The organism is Bacillus sp. ISL-55 (assembly GCF_018613155.1).
Taxonomy (GTDB): domain Bacteria; phylum Bacillota; class Bacilli; order Bacillales; family Cytobacillaceae; genus Mesobacillus.
On the sequence record NZ_JAGGQU010000023.1, the window covers coordinates 104,672 to 125,319 of the forward strand.

The 20,648-nt window shown below is 44.5% G+C and carries 23 protein-coding genes and 1 riboswitch; of the genes, 3 read left to right on the forward strand and 20 right to left on the reverse strand.

The features are described 5' to 3' along the window. Positions 1-5: 5 nt before the first annotated feature. The 4 genes from J7E32_RS13000 to J7E32_RS22930 form a co-directional block, all read right to left on the reverse strand. Positions 6-392 carry a DUF1284 domain-containing protein gene (locus J7E32_RS13000; protein ID WP_286183191.1) on the reverse strand — a complete coding sequence of 129 codons (387 nt, stop codon included), beginning with the start codon at positions 390-392 and terminating at the stop codon, positions 6-8. Between the two features lie 115 nt (positions 393-507). Then, entirely contained in the window at positions 508-1,839 is a 1,332-nt protein-coding gene (locus J7E32_RS13005) for a polysaccharide biosynthesis protein (protein ID WP_214907930.1), read from the reverse strand. Between the two features lie 312 nt (positions 1,840-2,151). Then, positions 2,152-4,050 (reverse strand): ribosomal protection-like ABC-F family protein, encoded by a 1,899-nt coding sequence (gene abc-f, locus J7E32_RS13010; RefSeq protein WP_214907933.1) that lies wholly within the window; start codon positions 4,048-4,050, stop codon positions 2,152-2,154. A gap of 162 nt (positions 4,051-4,212) precedes the next feature. Further along, complete coding sequence (locus tag J7E32_RS22930) at positions 4,213-4,368, reverse strand: RAxF-45 family protein (RefSeq protein WP_286183176.1); 156 nt, start codon at positions 4,366-4,368, stop codon at positions 4,213-4,215. Positions 4,369-4,685: 317 nt separating this feature from the next. Here J7E32_RS22930 and J7E32_RS13015 point away from each other — a divergent pair, with 317 nt between their 5' ends. Next, positions 4,686-4,880 (forward strand): hypothetical protein, encoded by a 195-nt coding sequence (locus tag J7E32_RS13015; protein ID WP_192469657.1) that lies wholly within the window; start codon positions 4,686-4,688, stop codon positions 4,878-4,880. Between the two features lie 31 nt (positions 4,881-4,911). Here the strand turns inward: J7E32_RS13015 and J7E32_RS13020 are convergent, their stop codons facing one another. The 7 genes from J7E32_RS13020 to safA all read right to left on the reverse strand — a co-directional run bounded on the left by J7E32_RS13020 (position 4,912) and on the right by safA (position 9,467). After that, positions 4,912-5,094, reverse strand: coding sequence for a hypothetical protein (locus J7E32_RS13020; protein WP_214907935.1), 183 nt, complete (start codon positions 5,092-5,094; stop codon positions 4,912-4,914). A 17-nt stretch (positions 5,095-5,111) separates the two neighbouring features. Then, a complete protein-coding gene (locus J7E32_RS13025; protein ID WP_214735718.1) occupies positions 5,112-5,744 on the reverse strand; it encodes a response regulator transcription factor in 633 nt (210 codons plus the stop codon). Beyond that, complete coding sequence (locus tag J7E32_RS13030; RefSeq protein ID WP_214907937.1) at positions 5,737-6,786, reverse strand: sensor histidine kinase; 1,050 nt, start codon at positions 6,784-6,786, stop codon at positions 5,737-5,739. The genes J7E32_RS13025 and J7E32_RS13030 overlap by 8 nt, the downstream gene beginning before the upstream one ends. Then, a complete protein-coding gene (liaF, locus tag J7E32_RS13035) occupies positions 6,783-7,517 on the reverse strand; it encodes a cell wall-active antibiotics response protein LiaF (protein WP_214907938.1) in 735 nt (244 codons plus the stop codon). Before liaF ends, J7E32_RS13030 begins: the two co-directional genes overlap by 4 nt. A 138-nt stretch (positions 7,518-7,655) precedes the next feature. Continuing rightward, positions 7,656-8,300, reverse strand: a complete 645-nt coding sequence (locus J7E32_RS13040; protein WP_214907939.1) for a PspA/IM30 family protein — start codon at positions 8,298-8,300, stop codon at positions 7,656-7,658. Positions 8,301-8,327: 27 nt separating this feature from the next. Continuing rightward, complete coding sequence (locus J7E32_RS13045) at positions 8,328-8,672, reverse strand: lmo0954 family membrane protein (protein ID WP_214907940.1); 345 nt, start codon at positions 8,670-8,672, stop codon at positions 8,328-8,330. A 225-nt stretch (positions 8,673-8,897) separates the two neighbouring features. After that, positions 8,898-9,467 (reverse strand): SafA/ExsA family spore coat assembly protein, encoded by a 570-nt coding sequence (gene safA / locus J7E32_RS13050; RefSeq protein WP_214907950.1) that lies wholly within the window; start codon positions 9,465-9,467, stop codon positions 8,898-8,900. A 159-nt stretch (positions 9,468-9,626) separates the two neighbouring features. On the opposite strand from safA, the gene J7E32_RS13055 reads away from it, so the two are divergent. Then, positions 9,627-9,770 carry a hypothetical protein gene (locus J7E32_RS13055; RefSeq protein WP_214907956.1) on the forward strand — a complete coding sequence of 48 codons (144 nt, stop codon included), beginning with the start codon at positions 9,627-9,629 and terminating at the stop codon, positions 9,768-9,770. Between the two features lie 53 nt (positions 9,771-9,823). Here the strand turns inward: J7E32_RS13055 and J7E32_RS13060 are convergent, their stop codons facing one another. From J7E32_RS13060 to J7E32_RS22940, 5 genes are all read right to left on the reverse strand, one after another. Continuing rightward, positions 9,824-10,912: a hypothetical protein gene (locus J7E32_RS13060; RefSeq protein ID WP_214907941.1), complete on the reverse strand. Its 1,089-nt coding sequence runs from the start codon at positions 10,910-10,912 to the stop codon at positions 9,824-9,826. A 50-nt stretch (positions 10,913-10,962) separates the two neighbouring features. After that, entirely contained in the window at positions 10,963-11,091 is a 129-nt protein-coding gene (locus J7E32_RS22935) for a hypothetical protein (protein ID WP_286183179.1), read from the reverse strand. 5 nt (positions 11,092-11,096) lie between these two features. Beyond that, positions 11,097-11,672 (reverse strand): YflT domain-containing protein, encoded by a 576-nt coding sequence (locus J7E32_RS13065; RefSeq protein ID WP_214907942.1) that lies wholly within the window; start codon positions 11,670-11,672, stop codon positions 11,097-11,099. Between the two features lie 145 nt (positions 11,673-11,817). Further along, complete coding sequence (locus tag J7E32_RS13070; protein WP_214907943.1) at positions 11,818-12,960, reverse strand: trans-sulfuration enzyme family protein; 1,143 nt, start codon at positions 12,958-12,960, stop codon at positions 11,818-11,820. A gap of 67 nt (positions 12,961-13,027) precedes the next feature. Further along, a riboswitch (SAM riboswitch) is annotated at positions 13,028-13,123 on the reverse strand. A 157-nt stretch (positions 13,124-13,280) separates the two neighbouring features. After that, positions 13,281-14,441 carry a CBS domain-containing protein gene (locus J7E32_RS22940; protein WP_286183180.1) on the reverse strand — a complete coding sequence of 387 codons (1,161 nt, stop codon included), beginning with the start codon at positions 14,439-14,441 and terminating at the stop codon, positions 13,281-13,283. 179 nt (positions 14,442-14,620) lie between these two features. Here J7E32_RS22940 and J7E32_RS13080 point away from each other — a divergent pair, with 179 nt between their 5' ends. Further along, positions 14,621-15,487 carry a YitT family protein gene (locus J7E32_RS13080; protein WP_214907944.1) on the forward strand — a complete coding sequence of 289 codons (867 nt, stop codon included), beginning with the start codon at positions 14,621-14,623 and terminating at the stop codon, positions 15,485-15,487. Positions 15,488-15,553: 66 nt separating this feature from the next. Here the strand turns inward: J7E32_RS13080 and J7E32_RS22945 are convergent, their stop codons facing one another. The 4 genes from J7E32_RS22945 to ltrA form a co-directional block, all read right to left on the reverse strand. After that, positions 15,554-15,688, reverse strand: coding sequence for a hypothetical protein (locus J7E32_RS22945; RefSeq protein WP_260983522.1), 135 nt, complete (start codon positions 15,686-15,688; stop codon positions 15,554-15,556). Between the two features lie 24 nt (positions 15,689-15,712). Then, the gene (locus J7E32_RS13085) at positions 15,713-17,200 is read right to left on the reverse strand and encodes an amidase family protein (protein WP_214907945.1); all 1,488 of its coding nucleotides are present in this window, start codon (positions 17,198-17,200) and stop codon (positions 15,713-15,715) included. Between the two features lie 160 nt (positions 17,201-17,360). Further along, positions 17,361-18,503 carry a DEAD/DEAH box helicase gene (locus J7E32_RS13090; protein WP_214907946.1) on the reverse strand — a complete coding sequence of 381 codons (1,143 nt, stop codon included), beginning with the start codon at positions 18,501-18,503 and terminating at the stop codon, positions 17,361-17,363. Between the two features lie 344 nt (positions 18,504-18,847). Then, complete coding sequence (gene ltrA / locus J7E32_RS13095; protein WP_214907947.1) at positions 18,848-20,107, reverse strand: group II intron reverse transcriptase/maturase; 1,260 nt, start codon at positions 20,105-20,107, stop codon at positions 18,848-18,850. Between the last annotated feature and the right edge of the window lie 541 nt (positions 20,108-20,648).

The window sequence follows — 20,648 nt, forward strand, 5'->3', positions numbered from 1 at the left end:
TTAGATCAACCACCGCGAGTCAGGCATTTATTGTTTGTACGCAGCTCGGCAATTCCTTCTTTGCATACTCCATATTGAAGCCATGAACAGTTTTTACAAAGAACATCAAGGTCAGCAGGTTCAACCTGTTCGGCAGTCCATTGAACAAGCTCTGATTTTAGATAACGTTCACCTGGCACAAGGCCAAGATGACGAATGACATTGCCATCCATCGACAGCACATGGTCATTCGAACCCTCACTCGCCTCACATATCTCAAGTCCCCTATGCGGACAGGACATGCATGCGTCATCAAACGCAGCGACCACCTTTATGTAAAAATCCTGCTCAGGATCCCGTATATCTTTTACGATGCTTTCCATCTTCTTCACAAACTCCGGACTGTATCCCATCCCCCTGAAACCATGCACGCAGAGGAGATGGTGCCCGCGCAATACTTTTTCCACACCATCACTCCTGTAAAATTAATCTGTTTAATTAATTCTGCAGAATATCCTTGTTTCCCTTTTAATATCTGGAATCTTTGATTATGTTCTTCGCCATCCAGGTAATGCCGATTTTTTTGCAAATCGTCAGGTAATGAAGAAGCAAGATGACCATACTGCCTGTATTCATGCCGATGATGACCCCTTCCATCCCCCATTCCGGTCTTGAGCCGACAAGATAAATCAGAGAAAAGGTAACAATCGTTGCATAAACAGAGTGGATAAAGGCGTCTTTCACCAAGCCGAGTCCAATTAAATAAGCCTGCATTGGGATGGTAAAGTAGTGGAACAGGAAGTATGGCGCCAGCAGCTGTAAAAAGACCGCTGCTTGTTTTGAATGGAAAAAGGTCATCGTCAATGGCTCGGCCAAAAAATAAAAGGCAGTAACCGCAGGCAGGCCATATAGCAATGTTAACAGCATCACCTGCTGAAGCAATTTTTGCAGCTTGTAGAACTCCTTTTCCGCGTAGGCCTTCGATACCGTCGGAATCAGGATGATGAGAAACGAATGGGCGATAAACGCCGGGAAAAATCCAATCGTCATCGCAATCCCCGCCATCATCCCGAATTGTTCAGTTGCCATTTCCGCTGAAAATCCAGCGCTGACAATCGCAAATTTTATCAGAAATGGCTGGACAGCATGCGTCAGGGAATGAAAAATCCTCAGGCCTGTCGTTGGCACGGAAACCTCCACCAGGCTCTTCCTCACCTCTCGCCCGCCTACATGCTTGCCTGGCACACTTTTAATCTTTTGATAAGACATAATGAAGTAGTGTAATAGATAAAGGAAGACGACGAGTTCGCTGCCTGCCAGTGTGCAAAAAGCAACAAGCAGAGCCGTTTCGCTTCCAAAATCAAAGAACTGAAAAACCGCTGAGAGCAATATGAGCTGGACAGCTCTTCTGATAAAATGGGAAATCGCAATTTTCCCCATATCCTGTTTCCCCATGAAAAATCCCCTGGCAATAGCGGTGATCGTCATCACCGGAATGAGTGACAGCACGACCCATTTAAGCAGGGGATGATAATCGTTGAACACAGGAATGATTGGAAGCACAATGGCAGCCGCGATTAGCAGAACCGTAGTGAATACCACCGCAAGCCTTATGGCATGTTTAATCATGCTCCTGTGGTACGACTCATCCTTCTCTGCGATCATCTTGGAGATGGACACCGGCAGCTCAAAGCTTGCGAGCATCATGATCAGGAATATCGTTGGCAAAATCGTCATGTAATGCCCCATCCCGCTTTCCCCAAGTTCCCTTGCCAGAATCATATTGACAAGGAACTCCACCACTTCCCCTAGAAAAGTAGCAATCACAAGGATAGACATCCCTTTAAAAAAAGTATTCATAGCTTCTCTCCCAATCCCGTCTCATTTACTCCTATAAACATATGAGACAAGTCCGGACAATATGAAAAGGGAAATTTTGAGCGTATGAATGAGGCTTTTTCGAGGAGTTTCCGAGGGTGGAATAAGATATTAAAGAGGAAGTTGCAAATTTATAGCTATATTTAGTTTTGTATAGCGGGATTATCAATTTATATAGCGACTTTTTCATTTTTATAGCGATTTTCTTATTTTTATAGCGAATTGGAAAATCCGGCGTGTTTTTCCCAGTAAAATAAAGGAAGAACTGCTTAGAAGCAGTTCTTCAACTTAAAGTTATGATATTTCCTCAAGCTTGGAATACAGCTGATTTCGTTTTGACTCTAGAGCTTCTTTTTCCGCGTATAGCTTTTGGAGCAATTCAAGATCGGTCATAATCGCCATTTGCTGTTCAAGCTCGCTAATCGATTTTTCATGACTCTCAATCTCCTCATACAGAGCTTCTTCATCAATATCAACAACCGCTTCCTTGACTTTTTCTTGCCTTAAAGGAGGCTTTAAAGATTCCACAGGAGCAGGAGCAGTCGACTCCCACTGCTTCCGTTTCTCCGCCATCTTCACTCTCGCCCGGTCATAGTTTCCTTCGATTTCCGTCAGCTCTCCGCCCTCGAGCCAGTAAACCTTATCAAAAAGCTTATTCAAGAAATAGCGGTCATGGGAGACTGCCAGGAGCGTACCCTCGAACCCTGCCAGCGCTTCTTCCAGTACTTCACGTGAATCGATATCCAGATGATTGGTTGGTTCATCAAGAATAAGGAAATTGAGATCCTGATGCATCAGCTGGGCCAGGCGCAGTCTCATCCGTTCGCCTCCGCTTAGCTGGGATACTTTCTTAAAGACATCCGGACCATAGAACAGGAAGCCGGCGAGCACGTTCCGGGCCTCTCCCTCATTCATTACGACCTCGTCCCGAAATGCATCTAGCACAGTTCCGTTCTTCCCGCTGGAAAGCTCCATATGCTGTGAAAGATACCCGATTTTTACATTGCTGCCTTTTCGGACTTCACCATGGTCAGGGGCTAGTTCACCTTGGACGAACTTCAGCAGAGTCGTCTTGCCTGAACCATTTTCACCGACAATCGCTGCACGGTCCTGATAGTAGAGCTGGAGATTGACCTTTGAGAAAAGTTCTCTTCCTCCAAATGATTTCTGGACATCTCTGAAGACGAGCACGTCCTTCCCGCTCCGTGCTCCTGAATCCAGCTCGAAATTCATTTTCTTCCTGTTTAAAATCGGACGGTCCAGCTTCTCCATCCTGGCCAGCGCTCTCTCCATGTTCGTTGCCCTTTTATGAAGAGCCGAACTTGGAGGGTTCGACCTATTCGCCCAGTCACGCAGACGTTTGATTGCCTCTTTCATTTTCTTGATTTTCCGCTGCTGCTCTTCAAATGCCTGGAATTCGCGCAGTAATTTGGCCTCTTTTTCCTTAATGAAATCAGAGTAATTCGCATGATAGAGATCAATCTCGCCATCCTCCAGGTCGAGGATTTTCGTCGCCGTTTCGTCAAGGAAATAACGGTCATGCGAAATGATTACAACAGTCCCATCGTATCCCTTCAAAAACTCAGCCAGCCACTCGGCAGCCATAATATCAAGATGGTTTGTCGGCTCATCGAGAAGCAGCAAATCTGGATTTCGGAGCAAACTTAATCCCAGACCTACCTTCGTTTTCTCACCGCCGCTAAGGCTGTTAAAATTGGAATCAAGCATACCCTTAATCTTTAAGCCGTTGGCAATGGTGTCAATATTTGCTTCCATTTCATAACCGCCTCCGAGAGTAAACTTCTCCTGGAGAACTCCATATTTCGCCAGCAGCCTTTCAAGTCTTAGCGAATCCTCACCAGCTTCTGCCATTTCGGTTTCAAGCTGCTTCATCTCCTCCTGAACAGCCAGCAACTCGTCAAAGGCTGTTTCCAGGACTCCCCTTGCGGTCATATTATCCTCATAAGCAGGAATCTGGGCCAGGTAACCGATTTTCAATCCTTTTTTCCAATGAATCTTTCCCTGGTCAGCCTCTTCCATGCCCGCAATCAGCTTCATTAAAGTTGTCTTGCCGCAACCGTTTGGTCCAACCAGGCCAACCCTGTCTTTATCATTTATTTCAAAAGACAAATCTTCAAAAATCAGATTGCCTCCGTACATTTTGCTTATATTGTTAATACTGCATGCTATCATTATTTTTTCCTCCTATTAAACGATCCCCCTTTTCAGCAAATGCCGCCCGGTTTGTTTAATAAGCACAAAAAAGCCAGGGGCAGATGGCTCTGCTCCTGGCTTTTGGATTTCATGAATACAAGGAAGGGCTAGCTGGCCCTCCATATTCACCGAAACATATTCCTAAGCGGGAAAAGAGATGATCGTACCGTTTGTATTTGATATTGAGCTGTTAAAAAAGGGCATACGTATCCCGTTGGCAGCTGCAACAGCAAATTTCGCACGACAAAAATAAAGGAACTCATTCCAAAATCCGCGTACAAAAACAGTCTTGATCATCTCTCCTCACCTCCGTTCAATAATAGTTAGTTTTATTTTACAATCACATAATTATTTTAGCAAGTTTTTCCTGAAGTGTTCCTATTATGTAAAAACCAGTTCAATGACGACAGTTTTCCCATTCTTCGGCGATTTGTGTCCGTCATAACCATAATCCACACCGTTCACATTGTTAATCAAACGTTTGATTAAGTCCCGTTCATTCCAGGCACACAGGGATTTTATCAATTTTTCCCAAACGGCAAATCTTGAGGATATAGCGTTTAAGCAAGCTTGGACTCCGGGTAATGGTTAACTAACGAAGGAGAGGGTGACAAATGCTAAGACAACTGGAACTTTCAGATTACCAGCTCTGGATGTGTAAAAAAATAAAAGAAAAGTTAGCTGAAAAGCATGACTATATAAATAGTGCTTCCCGTTATCCAAATGAGTTTGAAGAACGGGAAGTCATATCCATTGCGTTAAGCGAAATGCTTATGAAATTAGATGTAATCGATAAGAAAGCAAATTAGATTGACCAGGGGCCATTGGCCTCTTTTTGTTTTATTGATCCTTTTGGTCCTGAATTGAATTCTTCCCACTTAACTCCGCGAGGATATCATTTAATAACGCTTCCTGCCTTTTTGTGCTGGTGACCAGCATGACAAAAAGCACAATAAGAACGATTGGCAATCCGATTGACAACAATACCCCAAAAAGGCCGAACAAACCAAATAACGGCTCCATACAGAGACCTCCCTGTGTTATTTTACGATTGAATGCCTGAATGCATAAATGACTGCCTGTGTTCGATCCTGCACCTGCAGCTTGCTTAAGATATTGCTGACATGCGTTTTCACGGTTTTCAGGGCGATGAATAGTTCATCGGCAATTTCCTGGTTCGTCTTTCCCTCGGCAATCAGCTTCAAGACTTCCATCTCGCGCTCTGTCAGCTCTTCGTGCAGCTCAACATTATTTTTCTGGCGCATTTTCATCATCATCTTGCCCGTTACCTCCGGCTCGAGCACCGGCTGCCCTGAGTATGTAACCCTTACAGCATTAGCAATTTCACTGGCTTTTGATGTTTTCAGCATATAACTCGTCGCACCGGCTTCAAGCGCGGGGTATACTTTTTCATCATCGAGGAAACTGGTTACGATGATGATTTTAGCTTCCGGCCACTGTTCGATGATCTGCTTTGTCGCTTCGATTCCGTCCATTTCCTTCATGACCAAATCCATGAGAATAATATCCGGACGCAGCTCCAGCGCCATCTCGACACCTTTCTTTCCGTTATCTGCCTCGCCGATTACCTCAATATCCGGCTGGGCCGATAAATACGACGAAACTCCAATCCGCACCATTTCATGGTCATCTACAAACACAACTTTAATCATTCTTCTCACCCGCCACCAATAATATTGGAACCTTGACCTCAAGCCTGGTCCCTTTATTTTGAACACTGACAATCTTCAATGTACCGCCGATTTCCCCGGCACGTTCGTGCATATTCTGGAGGCCATATGATCCTGCTTTTGCTTCTTCTACGTTAAAACCAATACCATCATCGACAACTCGCATGATCACTTTATCATCGCGCTTGATCAATAATACTTCTAACTCTTCTGCCTTACCATGGCGAAGCGTATTCGAAACAGACTCCTGGAGGATACGGAATAGATGGTCCTCTACTCCCTTATCCAATGGGAACGGCTCCACCTTCCACTTGATATTCATGGTGACTTTCTGTCTTAATTCGATTAATAGTTCCTCGATTCCTTCCTGCAGGCTCTTCCCTTTTAAAGCAACTGGCCGCAAGTGAAGTAGAAGGGCTCTCATTTCGAGTTGCGATTGATGGATCATTTCCTCGACCATTTTCAGCTGCTTTGTCTCACGCTCATTTTCGGAAGGTCCCTTTGTTTCATTAATCGCAGACATCAGCATCGATGCTGCAAATAGCTGCTGGCTGACCGAATCGTGAAGTTCCCTGGCAAGCCTGTTGCGCTCCTGCGAAATGATTTCCTGAATCCGCGACTCTTGCTCCTCCGCTTTTTCAGTCGCCAGCCTCTGTGACAGCATCGCTTTTTCAGAGATTTGCCTATGCAGCTTGCTGACTCTTTTAGAAATCGAGGTAATTTCTGAGTATGCCTGATTCTGTTCAATTTCGGGCTCCTGGCCTTCCTCAAGCTGAAAAAGCCAGTTGTCGACCGTCCCGATTTGCCTTCGCCAGTATGTTCCTGACGCCATCCCAAAAGCGACGCCTAAAACGACACTAATGCTGAAGGTGAAAATGATGAAAGGAATATCCATCAACTCACGGTTCCATAAATCCGAAAGCCTTGCTACCGGAAAAACAAGCACAAATGACAAAGTCACCGCTATGAATAAAATAATCCCGAGGGTCAATCCCCATAAAATTTGGCGCATGGCTGTCGTCATATACGTTTCACCTCGATATTCCCAACAAGCATTGAGGTGAAAATCTTAACCTTTTGCTCAGCTTCGTCATAGCCTGGTGTCTGTACATAGAGACTCTGGTTCAGCACTCTTCCTTCCTCATGATCGAATACTTCAGCAGACCCAATGATCGACGAATGCCGGAGCGTTACCTCTAAATCATATGGCACATACACTTTTACATTGCCAATGATATTACGGATAAAAATGACGGTTTCACCCTTTGGCAGCACCGTCAGGCTCAGGTCGATGACACTGTCGCCAATCCCAGTCTGAATATTGACATCATTCCACTCATACACATGAGAAGGCGTTTCCTGATGGCCAAACAAACGATTTTTAAATAGTGGAGGCTTTTCGATCAGCATCTCCTTCCTGACTTCCTTATCAGGCTCCTGTAAAACTGGGGTGATCACTTCTGGCTTCTTTTTCGACTGTGCAAATTGATAGGCAAGATAGATCAGCACCGCCAATAAGAAAAACCTGAACGTCATCATGCTGAAAACACTGCTCAGGAAAAAGAACAAACCTGCCCAAAACAGCACCTTACCAGATTTTTTCGGCATTAAAGAGCGGCCAAAGTAAACCATCGCTCCGCTAGCAAGAAGGGAGAAAATCAGTCCTTCGTTAAAAAATGAAACTTCGAGCAAAAGCAATATGAGTCCTGTAATTACAATCCAGCTGACATAATCATTTTTCATGTTGTTCAACATGCTGTCTCCTCCCTTCCTCAAGATTTATTTTAAAAAATGGAATACAGATGATAGAGGGTTGGTAATATGAAGTCCTACAGAGGTGATACTCAAAAGGCGCAGATGCCTGCGCCTCTATAGAATACCATGTTTTGCCTATTAAATAGTATGTGATTCGTTATTTTTAAACTCTTTTTCCAGCTGGGCAATCCTGCTGTCAATTGTATTGCGGTTGTAATTGTTATTCACTTTCTCCTCGAGATGGTCAAGGTAAGTTTCCATCTCTGCAAATCTTGAATAGCCCTTGATGGAATCTGAATGGTTATCAAGCACCTGATCCATCCTGTAATTGGCGCGTGTCACATTTTCCCGGCCCATCAATTCAAGGCGGCGGATGTGCATATCTTTTAGCTTATGATTCATCTCTTCATACTTCCGCTCGAGCTCAAGCTGCTGTTTGACCGCATTCTCCATCGCTTCCTTCAGCCTGGAAGCTCGCACTTCATATTGAATCTGCTCCTGCTGCGCAAACTCCTGAAGATCAGATTCTCCGGCTCTCATTGCCACCTCGGATTGGTGCTTCCTCTTTTCAGCCAATTCAATTGCTTGCTGATGCTCGCGGGCAAACTGTTCCTTCAATTGTCCCTGGCGCTCTAGAAGCTTTCTGACCTTTTCTGTTTCATTTTCACACTCACGAAGATACTGGTTCAACAGTGCGATTGGATTTTTCTTTTCCTTCTGGTCAAGTGCCTCGTGTAAGTCTGCCATTACCGTGTTTTTGATTCTTGTTAATAGATTAGCCATTAGAAATCTCTCCTTTTTGAATTAAAGTTATTTGGTATTCAATTGTGCCCATTGCTTTTCAAAGTTGACGAAAGGATCGTTGTCTTCGCGGACCGCTGCTTCTTTTTTGTCCCAGTTTTTATATACAAGGTACAGAACATATGCTGCTGCGATTCCAAGGATCGCTGGTACGTTAGAAGCCGTCGCCATCAGGATGATGAAGCCGGCGATTCCCCAGCCGATTTTTGCGGATGTCGAGTCTGTCTTTAAAAATTGCTTGACGACGAAGTAGAGCACCAGCAAGCTGACCCCAAGTCCGATGAGCGGGCCAAGGTTTGAAATCAGGACCATGGCAGCAATGAAACCGGCAACAAGTAAACCAAATTTTTTCATTTTCAATTCCTCCTTATCTCTTATGATTACATCTTACCTTTCTGGCAAAAATTCAATAACGTGCCTGAGCTTGATTTTGGAGTAGGACCTGAGGCTTAGTGAGGCGCAGGTCTGGCGGCAGTATCTGTTATTGGAGGGCATCGAAGTTCTTTAGGTCTGCGATTTCAGCCCATAAAAAAATAACCCAGTGACTATTCACTGGGTTATTTCCAAACGAGGTATTATTTATTTTGCGATAAACATTTGCGTCCAATAGTGTCCGTAGGATCCGCCAGTTGCATGTCCAACACCGATATGGGTGTACGTTGGGCTAAGGATATTTTTGCGGTGGCCAGGACTGTTCATCCATGATTGGACTACTTCACTCGGTGTCCTTTGCCCAGCAGCGATATTTTCACCGGCGCTTCTGTAATTGATCCCAAAGTTCTTCATCATCGTGAACGGGCTGCCATAGGTTGGGCTTGTATGGGAGAAATAATTCTTATCTCTCATATCTGCAGATTTATATCGTGCTACCCTGGAAAGCTGCCAGTCAGCAGCGAGCGGTTTCAGGCCATTCTTGGCACGCTCCTGGTTTGTCAGCTGGATTACCTGGCTTTCTATACTCTTTGTTGCACTTATAGTAGGGATATTCACCCTCTGGCCAGGATAAATCAAATTCGGATTTTTAAACTGCGGGTTGGCTGCGATGATTTCGGAAAGGCCAACCTGGTACCTGACTGATATTTTCCATAGAGTGTCACCAGGCTGTACCGTGTGGACCTGTTGGGCAAACGAAACTGACGGGATTGCCATTACGATTAATAATAGAGCTAAGATTATTTTCTTGAACACAATACACTCCTCCTCAACTGATAGGATGAGGTTAATTCAAGAAATTATACTTTATTATTTTTTGCGTGAAAACATCATGAAAACGGTGCATATAGTTTTATCAAGGGAGGAATGCGAATTATGGGCTATCTTTGGGTGATGACCATCGGTTTTGTCATTTGTCTCGGTTTTGTTGGCGGTATCCTGTTGTATTTTATCTCAACGGCTTTTAACCTTAATGATGCAAGCCGGGTTGATTTGTTGGATACAAGGCAAAAAGAATAGAAAAGGCTGGCTGCAGAAATAGATATGCAGCCAGCCTTTTTTACATCAGTTTCTTAACCATCGACCACTTCGTTGGCACATGGCGGGGTGACAAAAGAATATTCAATCGTAACACCGATAATCGTTCCAGAGAGATCTTCTATTGGAGTCAAGCCCGTAACGACAACTTCAGTGTTTTCACAATCCGGTTCAACACAAGGCGGTTCTACAGAAGTATCGCCTATACATGTAAAGCAGTTTTGAACCGCCGTGCCTTCATCCTGGCAACATGCCAATACTTGCTCACCTTCCACACAGGCTCCAGATCCAAGCAATGGGATGATTGGGACATTGAAGATGACCTGGAAGTCAAATTCCTGCCTCCAGCGCTGTACAGGCACACAACATTGCAAATTGGTGTTGCAAACATTGATTGTCTCCAGCACCTCGCATGTTCCATCCTCTACACAATCACTGACGTCACCAATACAATAGGCGACCCTCACTTCTTCCTTCGTGCCCCCAAGTGTGAAGCAATCAGGGAACAAGACATCGCAGGTAAAAGTATTATCTTCTTCGCAAATGCATGGGTTTTCGCAAACACATGCCGGTGCACAAATTTCTCCGCAGCGTGACATGTTCCCAAACTTCAATTGAAAACACGCTACTTCAGCTGGGAGGTTCTCAGGGATGATGAACGAGAATCTTTGTGTTTTCCCTGGCCCTAGCTCTGGCTGTCCTGCAGGATTTAAATTATCAAATTTCACCCCCACAACATTTGTGCATGGATCAGTCATCGGACACGGGAAATTTGGATTTGAAGAAGGAAATAAACAGTCCCCCGGTGTCGTTGGAACAGGAATATTCGTTTCATCGGCCGGGAAGATATCTCCTACAAAACATTCAAAATCGCTGAAACATCCTTCAAGTTCCAACACCCAGTTGCTTAGTGCATTCTGAGCATTGATGTTCGTAATTTGGTAATCCCATCGATATCCGTCTGTAACAGCAACCACTCCCAAGAACGTTACCACATACAATGGATTTGCCATCGAATCCAGCACAGTATATGAAGAAGGAACTGTACAATCGACTGGCTGTGGGTCTGGCGGGCAGTGACTGCCGCCGAATCCTTGCTTTTGTTTCTTGCCTTTAAAATTCATGCCTCTCATCCTTTATAGTAGAATAAGGACAAAATCTCCTCATTACTAAACTATGCAAGGTGTTTTCTCCTGTATAGGTGAATGCCTTTTGCCGCTTTATATTCATGAATGATGATCAGACTCTCCATTAAACGCCAAAAGGCTGCCAGGTTTTCACCGGCAGCCTTTTTATATGACATGGTTATTAAAAGTCGCGTGTGTTATCAAAACGAGTGTTGGCAGGGTTGTCCGAAGTAAGCGGTGCGTCAACTGGGTTGCGAGTCCTTGTGCCATCTAACGCATCAACAGCTGTAGCATCGTTATTCAAGCCAACTCTGTTTTCGTCGCGCTCGACAACAACTAGAATCTTGCCTTCTTTTACATAGCCTTCGTAGCGTTCAGCTTCATCTTCCGGAATACCCATTCCAATCAGTGCCCCAGCTAAACCGCCAGCACCTGCGCCTACTGCCGCGCCAGTAAGTGTCGCAGCAATTGGGCCTGCAGCGACGATTGGTCCAATTCCAGGAATCGCCAGTGCGCCGATGCCTGCCAATAATCCAGTAAGGCCGCCTAATACGCCGCCTGTTGCCGCACCTGCAGCCAGACCTTCCTCAGTCTTTGTACCGGTAGCTTCGTTAACATCGTGAACCTCATCTTCGTTTTTGCTGATAACCGAAATATCATCGGTTGCGTATCCCTGTCTTTTCAGGTCCTCAACAGCCTGGATTGCGTCTTGCTCATTATCATATACTCCAACAAGATGTTTTTCATGTTCAAACATAATAAAAGCCTCCTTTGGACGAGTAGTCTCTTTAAAAATACCCGCTTACAGGAGATGTAAACATTATGTCGAAGAATTACTGGCCATTGTGATAAACAGATGCAGTCTTTTTCAAAACAGAGAAGGCTTCAGTCTTGTCTCCACATTATTTCCCTGCTGCAGCCAGTGCAGCTTCAAATTGCTCGATAATGTCATCGGCATTTTCGATTCCAACTGAAATCCTGACTAATCGATACGTGATGCCAAGCTCCGCCTGAGCCTCTGGCGGCAGTGCACGATGGGAGGTTTTCAGCGGATGGGAGACTGTCGTTTCGACTCCCGCAAGTGTTGGCACAATTTTTATCCATCCAAGCGACTTGAAAAATTGGTCCGTATCCACGTGTTCTGCCAGTTCAATCGTGACGATCGCACCGAAGCCTTTTTCACCTTCAGCAAATGGGTAATATACCTTTGCGACATTCTGGTGTTCATTCAGACTGTCAGCCAGCAACCTTGCATTTTTTGATTGGGCCTTCATTCTTAATGCCAGTGTCTTCAATCCCCTGCAAGTCAGCCACGCTTCAAATGGACTAAGGTTCGCACCCAGATTCACGATTCTAGCCCGCGCTTCAGCAATCAGTTCCTTCTTACCAACAACGACACCTGAAGTGACATCACTATGTCCGCCGATGTATTTCGTCGCGCTGTGGACGACCAGGTCGGCACCGAGTAAAAACGGACGGACATGGAGCGGAGTAGCGAATGTGTTATCCACCAAAACGGTGAGGTTTCTTTTTTTCGCCAGCGCGATGACTTCCTCTAGCTTTTCAACACGTAGAAGCGGATTCGTGATGGACTCCGTGTAAAGAAGCTTCGTATTGTGTTTGATTGTCTCTTCGACTTTATCCAGGTCAGAAAACGAAACAAATGTCGTTTCGATTCCAAAGCGTTCAAGCTCAGCCTTCAGCATATGGAAACTCCCGCCATATACATCGTCGGCTGCAACGATATGATCGCCATTTTTCACGACTGCCAGTACCCCGGCTAAAATGGCAGCCAGACCAGAGGAGGCCGCTACACCGTCTTCTGCGTGTTCAAGTGCCGCTACGAATTGACCGAGTTCATCCGTATTCGGGTTCCCAACCCTTGAATATAAATAGTTTCCCTCTCCCTGATAGAAGCCCTCAAGCTCATCAAGATCATTAAATGTAAAAGCAGACGTCTGATAAATCGGTGTCGCCTTGCTTTTAATTCCCTTTTGCTTGCTATGTATTGAATGAAGTACTTCTGTTTCAAAATTTTTTGTCATTTTGTCACCTGCTTTTAATATATTAAAAACCTCTCCACATCAGGAGAGGTTTCTGTCCGCATAGCCTCTCTTATCTTCAAGTCTAAAATCTTCAGGACTTAGCACCTTAAATGAAGGCTGCCGGGCTTCAAAGGGCCTGTCCCTCCGCCGCTCTGGATAAGAGTTATTTCGGTTTTGAAAATAGTTTTTTAATAGGTGCAGTATATCAATTTTTCCATGATATCGTCAATGAACTATTCGTTAATTAACTGTCCAAGTTCCTGTATGTCAATCTTCAGGATCGCAGGCTTCTCTTCAATGACAGTTCGCACACCGGGAACTCAATCTTCCGGATCACTGTCAAGTAAGTCCCATGGCGTAATGACGCCGATCGGCTTTCCATGGCGGTCCCCCGTCTCCGTAATGATGACCGCCTGCAGCTTCTTCCCTCTTGTATGGTAGCGTTCAAACAATTCTTCAATATGATACAGAGACGCTTCCTCATCAACAAAGGTCACAAAGTAATTTTTCCCCTTCGTTAACAGCTCTTTAACACGAACATCCTCGAAATGGACCACACTGTCGGAAAAATGCTTCGCCATCCACTGGATGATCTCCGTTGAAGTCAGTAAGGCAACATACTTATCATCCTTGTCATAGACTGGGAATCTTGTAAAATCAAACTTATTGATCACCTTTAGAACATCTTTAAGATAGGCATCCTCATAATAGTAAAACACCGGGCTGGTCGCGATTGACAATGCCGTCTGCGGCTTCTCAAACTCCCTGCATATCTCCTCAATTCGTTCGACCACCTCAATGTGAGGCTCAGCAATATAATAATCCGCATTTACACGCTCATGGACAATCGCATTCCGAAGCTTCGCAAACTGGTGCAGCTCACTTTTATACTTACGCACCAATGAATGGTTTTTATAGCCGGAGTACAGCAGCTCGACAAACGCATCGCTGTCCGTTCCCTTCACCATATCCTTCAGCGCTTTGTGAATCCTGTTAAAAGCTGTCTCGAATTTTCCGGATTGCTCCTTATGCTTAACGTCGTGGTCTTCTGAATTTTTAGAGCTTGAATGAGGATTTTGATTTGATGAATTCTTGCCGCCTTCATTTTTGCGATTTTTCCCATTTCCGTTTTTGGATTGGCTGGAAGCTGGTTGGTCATTCCCGTTGCCGTTTTTGGATGAGTTCCCATTGCCATTGCTGGGCTGTTGAGAAGATGACTTGCTTTTATCGCTATTGGAATGAATATTACCTTTTTCTTTTTTTGATGGATTGGATGGCTTCCCATTTCCGCTTCCCTTATTGCCATCCTGCTTTTGATTATTTTCATCAACCCGCTTCAATCTGTTTTCCTCAATCTCCTGCGGCTTAGGATTAGTTCTCATATATGACTTTCTTTTATTGTTTCCAGTCTGAGGATTCTTCTTGTTTTTTGATCCAGACTGATTATGGGATTTATGTTTCACTTGAGTATTATTAGCCAAAATAGCCCCTCCGTCATTTCAATTAACTTCCCCTTCTCAATACCCCATTTTATGGTTTTACTAATCATGGATATATAATGTAAAAATACCAGATAAACATTAAAGTTTGATACAATAATTATAGTACATACATTACTAATTCAAAGAAGTTATTTTAATAGAAAAGGGTTGGATATTCAGTGGCAGCAACGAAGAAAAAAAGAGTGATCAAAGAGGTTACACAGCTTGTGACGATAACGATCGGAGCAATTATCGCGGCATTCGGGCTTGATATGTTCCTGGTTCCTAACGCAATCCTTGACGGCGGGGTCATCGGGCTTTCGATTATCGCAGCAGAACTGACAAACATCTCGATGAGTATTTACCTGATTGTGTTCAACCTGCCTTTCCTTTACATCGGGTATAAGAGGATGGGCTTGAAATTTACGCTTCGCACTTTATATGGAGTCATTATTTTATCCGGTGCGACTGCTTATTTACACCACTTTGAACCTGTGACGAATGATTTATTTTTAGCAACGATTATCGGCGCGGTTATTCTCGGAACAGGCGTTGGTTTGGTCATCCGAGCAGGCGGCGCACTGGATGGAACCGAGATCATCGCCATCCTTGTCAGCAAAAAGCGCACCGTTTCTGTCGGGCAGATCGTCATGGTCATGAACTTATTCATCTTCATACTAGCCGCTCTCCTCGTGTTCAGCTGGGAGACGGCGATGTACTCCATCATCACCTATTTCATCGCCTTCAAGATGATCGACGTCGTCGTCGAAGGAATGGAAGAGCTAAAATCCGTCACAATCATTTCCGATGTCCCAGAAGAAATCGCTGAAGCATTGCTGAAGCAACTGGGCCGCGGCATGACCTACATCCAGGGCCAGGGCGTTTTTTCAAACGAGCCGAAAAAAATCATTTACACCATCGTCAGCCGGATTGAGTTGTCCACTCTCCGCTCAGTTGTCGATGATATCGATCCGAACGCGCTGGTCGCGATTGAAAATGTCGCCGACGTTTCGGGAAGCAACTTTGATAAGAGCGGCGGACATTAGAAAGCAGGAAGAAACCGATCTAATATAAAAAGTGCCCTGGCGATGAATCGCCGGGGCACTTTGCTGTTAATCGATCGGATTGTTGAATTTCTTTTCTTTCTGGCCGGTTGTGAATTCGACTAGTTCTTCAGGTGTGTTGTTGCCTTTTTTCTTGTTGTTGTTGCGCTGGGCGTTTCCGTTGCCGAGCTTTTGTTTACCCATTCTTCCTCGCTCCTTTAGATGGATTCATGAAGTAGTATGGATTTTTCCCTCGTCGTTTATTCTAAGCTCAGGCGCACGGCGCACCCTGGTTGCCTGCTCGTATGCATAGGCAAGCCTGATTAGCAATGGTTCGCTGAAAGCAGTACCCGTGAAAGTGATGCCGACTGGCTCTCCTTCTTCCGTAAAAGCAGTCGGGACCGTAACAGATGGGTATCCTGCCTTTGAGCCAATCGTCGAACCATCCATCGGGAAAAGAACCGCGTCAGCACCGTACTCCTTCAACGCATAGTCAATTCCCTGGTCCCTAGCCATGTAAAGATTATACTCCAGTTCTTCGAGGTACTCAGCCTCTGTCAGAGTTCCGCTTGTTGCTTCTGATTCGAGCAGCACTTCCTGGCCGTACTTCAGCATTTTTTCCCCGTGCTCATAATTGAAGGCAATCACGTCAGCCAGTGTCCTGACCGGAACATTCAGTGCCAACCCGTTCAAATAAGCATTCAAATCCGCTTTGAATTCATAGCTCAGAACCTTATAACCCCATGTGGCCTTAGCCGCAGGGACTGCTGCTTCAACAACCTCGGCGCCAAGCTCCTCCAATTTTTCAACCGCTTTTCGAAAAATTTGTTCCTGTTCATCAGTCCATTTGCCAATATACTCTTCCTTGACAACAGCAATTTTCGTTCCTTTAAGTGCTTGTGCATCGAAGAGAGAATTGTGGTTGAATTCAGGTAAACTCATCAAGGTTGCAGGATCTTGCTTATCCTGGCCAGCAATCGCTTCTAAAAGGTAGACCGCGTCCTTGACAGTTCTCGCCATCGGGCCCGCCGTGTCCTGTGTGTGGGCAATCGGAATGATGCCTCTTCGGCTGACCAGCCCAACTGTCGGCTTGACGCCAACCAATGAATTTTGCGAAGCAGGATTTAAAATCGAACCATCTGTTTCTGTTCCGACCGCTACTGCAGCTAAATTAGCGGCGATTGCTGCGCCGGAACCAGCACTTGAGCCGCCGACATCAAATTTATCGGGTCCGTACGGATTGAGCACCTGGCCACCGCGGGAGCTGTAGCCACTCTTCATGCCATTCGCCATGAAATTTGCCCACTCCGTCATATTCGTTTTACCAAGAATGACCGCGCCTGCTTCCCTTAACTTTGCAGCAACAAAGGAATCTTTCTGGGCAAACGAATCCTTCAATGCAAGCGAACCAGCGCTGGTATGCATTTTGTCGTTTGTATTAATATTGTCTTTTACAAGAACCGGAATGCCGTGTAAAGGGCCTCTTGAACCTTTCTGCTTTCGTTCAGCGTCAAGGGCAGCTGCAATGTGAAGAGCATCTGGATTGAGTTCAAGCACGGACTTGGTTATTTTATCAAAAGCGGCGATTCGAGCCTGATACATCAGGACAAGATCATGCGAAGAAAGCTCATCCTTCTCCATTTTTTCCTGCATCTGATCAATTGTCGCTTCAGGCAGCCACTCTTCCATCAATTTATTTAAACGTGGATTTTTCAAGTTCAACAATTCCTTTCAATAAGGCATTTCAGCTGTTGATTTCAACGGCTTTAACAGCCTTCAAAAATAAACTACGAAATATATATTCTGATTCTTTTATGAAAAAACCTTTATATGCAGTAAAAAAGCTATAGGAAAAAGTCCTATAGCTTCAAAATAATTATTCTGGGTCAACAATTTTACCACCATAAAATTCTTTTTGCACTGGAGTAATATTAAGTGCATTGCAGAATCTTTTCAAATCGCGTTCTTCACGTTCGTTGACGATCGAGATGACGGTACCCTCCGCGCCAAATCGGCCTGTGCGTCCAGAGCGGTGGACGTATTGGTCCTGCTCCCTCGGGAAATCATAGTGGACAACGTGAGTGACCCCTTTAATATCCAAGCCACGCGCTGCGACTTCGGTAACAAGCAGCATTTCGTTATTGCCGTCCCGGAACTTATTCAAATAACGCTGGCGGTCCTGCTTGTCCAAATCACTATGCAGCTGGCCGACGTGGATATCCTTGAACTTCAGTTTTTCAGCAGCGATGGTGAGGTTCGCGATATCCTTGATGAAAACCAGTGACTTCGTTTTATCCATACGAGCAATTTTCTCAAGGACTTTGATTTTGTCACGCTGCTCACTGACAAAGTAAATATGCTCAACTTTTGCAGCATCGATTGTTTCGTCCTTTTTCACATTGATCATCTCTGGATCTTTCGCCAATCTCTTGATTGATTTTTCAACAGTCTCTGGAAGAGTTGCTGAAAATAGCAGCAGCTGTCTTTGGTCAGCAAGTGTTGACTTTACGATACTTTTTACCGTTTCATTATGCTCGGGTGTCAAAAGCTGATCGCCTTCATCAAGGACGACTGTATGGACTTTGTGCATTTTCAGCTTTTTCTGCTTGATCAGTTCATTCGTCCGGCCTGGAGTTCCGACTATGATATGCGGGCTCTTTTTCAGCTTGTCAATCTGGCGCTTCAGGTTGGCGCCGCCGATCAGGCTTGCCGATTTGATCCCGCTGCCCTCTCCCCACTTCTGGATTTCGGACAGGATCTGCATGACAAGCTCCTGTGATGAAGCGAGGATGACTGCCTGCGTATTCTGCATATTAGCGTCAATTTTATTTAAAACAGGAAGCAGGTACGCTAAAGTTTTACCAGTACCAGTCGGAGATTCCCCTACGACATCTTTTCCTTCTATTATTAATGGAATCGCCGTCATCTGGACAGAAGTCATTGTTTCGAATCCAGCCTTCTCCCAGGCCTGCTGCAGGAACGGTTTCAGTTGTGCGATAATTGGTTGAGTTTCTGACATAATTTTCTCCTTCAGTTAAACATTCTAGTATTGATACTAGCTAAAACACGATTATAAGTCCAGTATTCCCCGGAAAAATGGAGTTTTGCACCTTTTATTATAGATTGTTTTTTGCCTGAATTGCTTTTATTGGCGATTTTTATTTTTTATTGGCGAAGTTCACAACTTTATTGGCGAAAATTTTATTATATTGGCGATTTTCACAGCTTTATTGGCGAAAATCCTATTTTATTGGCGACTTGGAAATTCCGCTGTATTTTTTTCCAGTTAATCGAGTAGGAGGGGGTGATTAACCCCCGACCTCTCACACCACCGTACGTACCGTTCGGTATACGGCGGTTCAATTAAGTTTGACGCAGAAATTCATATCGTTGATACAAACTTTTGAGCCCTTGGGAGTTCCAGTAGGAACTTCCAAGGGTTTTATGTAGGATAGGACTTTTTGAGATTCTCCAGAATTTCTTCCTAGAATTTCCCCATTCGTATGCCTTATATGGGTTTGTTCCAAGACTTTTCAACTTTCTAACTCTTGTCCTGGGGTTCTTCCATTCTTTCCATACAATCATTCGAAGTCTACGTCTTATCCATTTATCAAATTCTTTGAATTTGCTTGGTGTATCAGCCAAAGCGAAGTATCCACACCATCCCGTAAGATATTGGTTCAATCTTTTCACTCTTATTTCCATTGGAATTGGCTTTGAACGGGATGTTAGTTCACGAATTTTAGCTTTGAGTCTTTTAATACTTTCATTAGCTATTCGGACTTTGGGGTCCTTACCAATCGTGAAGCTGAATCCAAGAAATTTACGTTTCCAAGGGCGGTCCACTGCTGACTTTCCTCTATTTACTTTTAATTTAAGCTTTCTTTCGATGAAGTCGGTGATGGAATCCATGACTCTTTCTCCCGCCTTCTTCGATTTCACATAAATATTACAGTCGTCCGCATAACGAACAAACCTGTGACCTCTGGACTCTAACTCTTTATCTAGTTTATCCAGAAGAATGTTAGAAAGAAGAGGACTCAGTGGACCTCCTTGGGGTGTTCCTTCCTCGGCTTCATAGACAATACCATTAATCATGATTCCTGCTTGGAGGTAACTTCTGATAAGTTTTAAGACCGACCGGTCTTTAACCTTGCTGGCTATTATCCCCATGAGCTTGTCATGATTGACTTTGTCAAAGAATTTCTCAAGGTCTATATCTATAACCCATCTGTATCCTTCCTTGATGAACCCTTTTGCTTTCCGAACTGCATCGTGACCTCTTTTGTTTGGTCGGAATCCATAACTGTGTTCGGAAAAGGTGGGGTCAAAGATTGGGGTCAGAACCTGGGCTATCGCTTGTTGAATGAATCGATCTGTCACAGTAGGTATTCCCAGTAGCCTAATTCCTCCGTTCGGTTTCGGGATTTCGACTCGACGTACTGGATTCGGCTCGTAGGTACCATTCCTTAGAGATTGACAAAGAGAATCCCAGTTTTCATAGAGGTGTCTTCGTAGGGATTTTACGGACATTCCATCTATGCCATGACTTCCTTTGTTTCTTTCCACACGTTTTAGTGCTTTTATTAAGTTTTCCCGTGACAGTATCATATCCATTAACATCTGATATTTCCTTTCGACGTGAACGTTGAAGTCTATTTATGTTATTCTTGCTCCACCCTCTTGAAGTCCCCTATGAAATTCATCATTTCCTCCTTCAAGTAGGTCCTCTCGGATTGTCTGCTTCAACACAAGAATTGTATGCATAGTTCTCGTTCTTCCTAATTGTTCAGTCCTTCCTTTATCATCTCGAGTAGATAAAGTACTATGACCTCTGCTGACTTCTGACTGTTCAGCTATCTATTACTAGGTAGGTTACCAAGAGTGCTTGGCATATCAGTCAGACCTCCCCAGGTAAGAGTGCAATCTTTCCCTCCATCTATCTGCTCCATTTACTCTGTATCATCTTTGGCAGAAAGGACTTTGTTTTGTTGTGCAAACTCATCCAATGATACCTAGCCTCATATGAAGTTCGTGTTCCTCAGACCGGAGGTTTGCCGCCCGCTTCCTTCAGATTCCGCGTCACCACGGACACCCTTGCGTTAAGCTAATGTTACTTCTGCCTTCACATTTCGGGACTTTCACCCTATAGATTGCACCCATG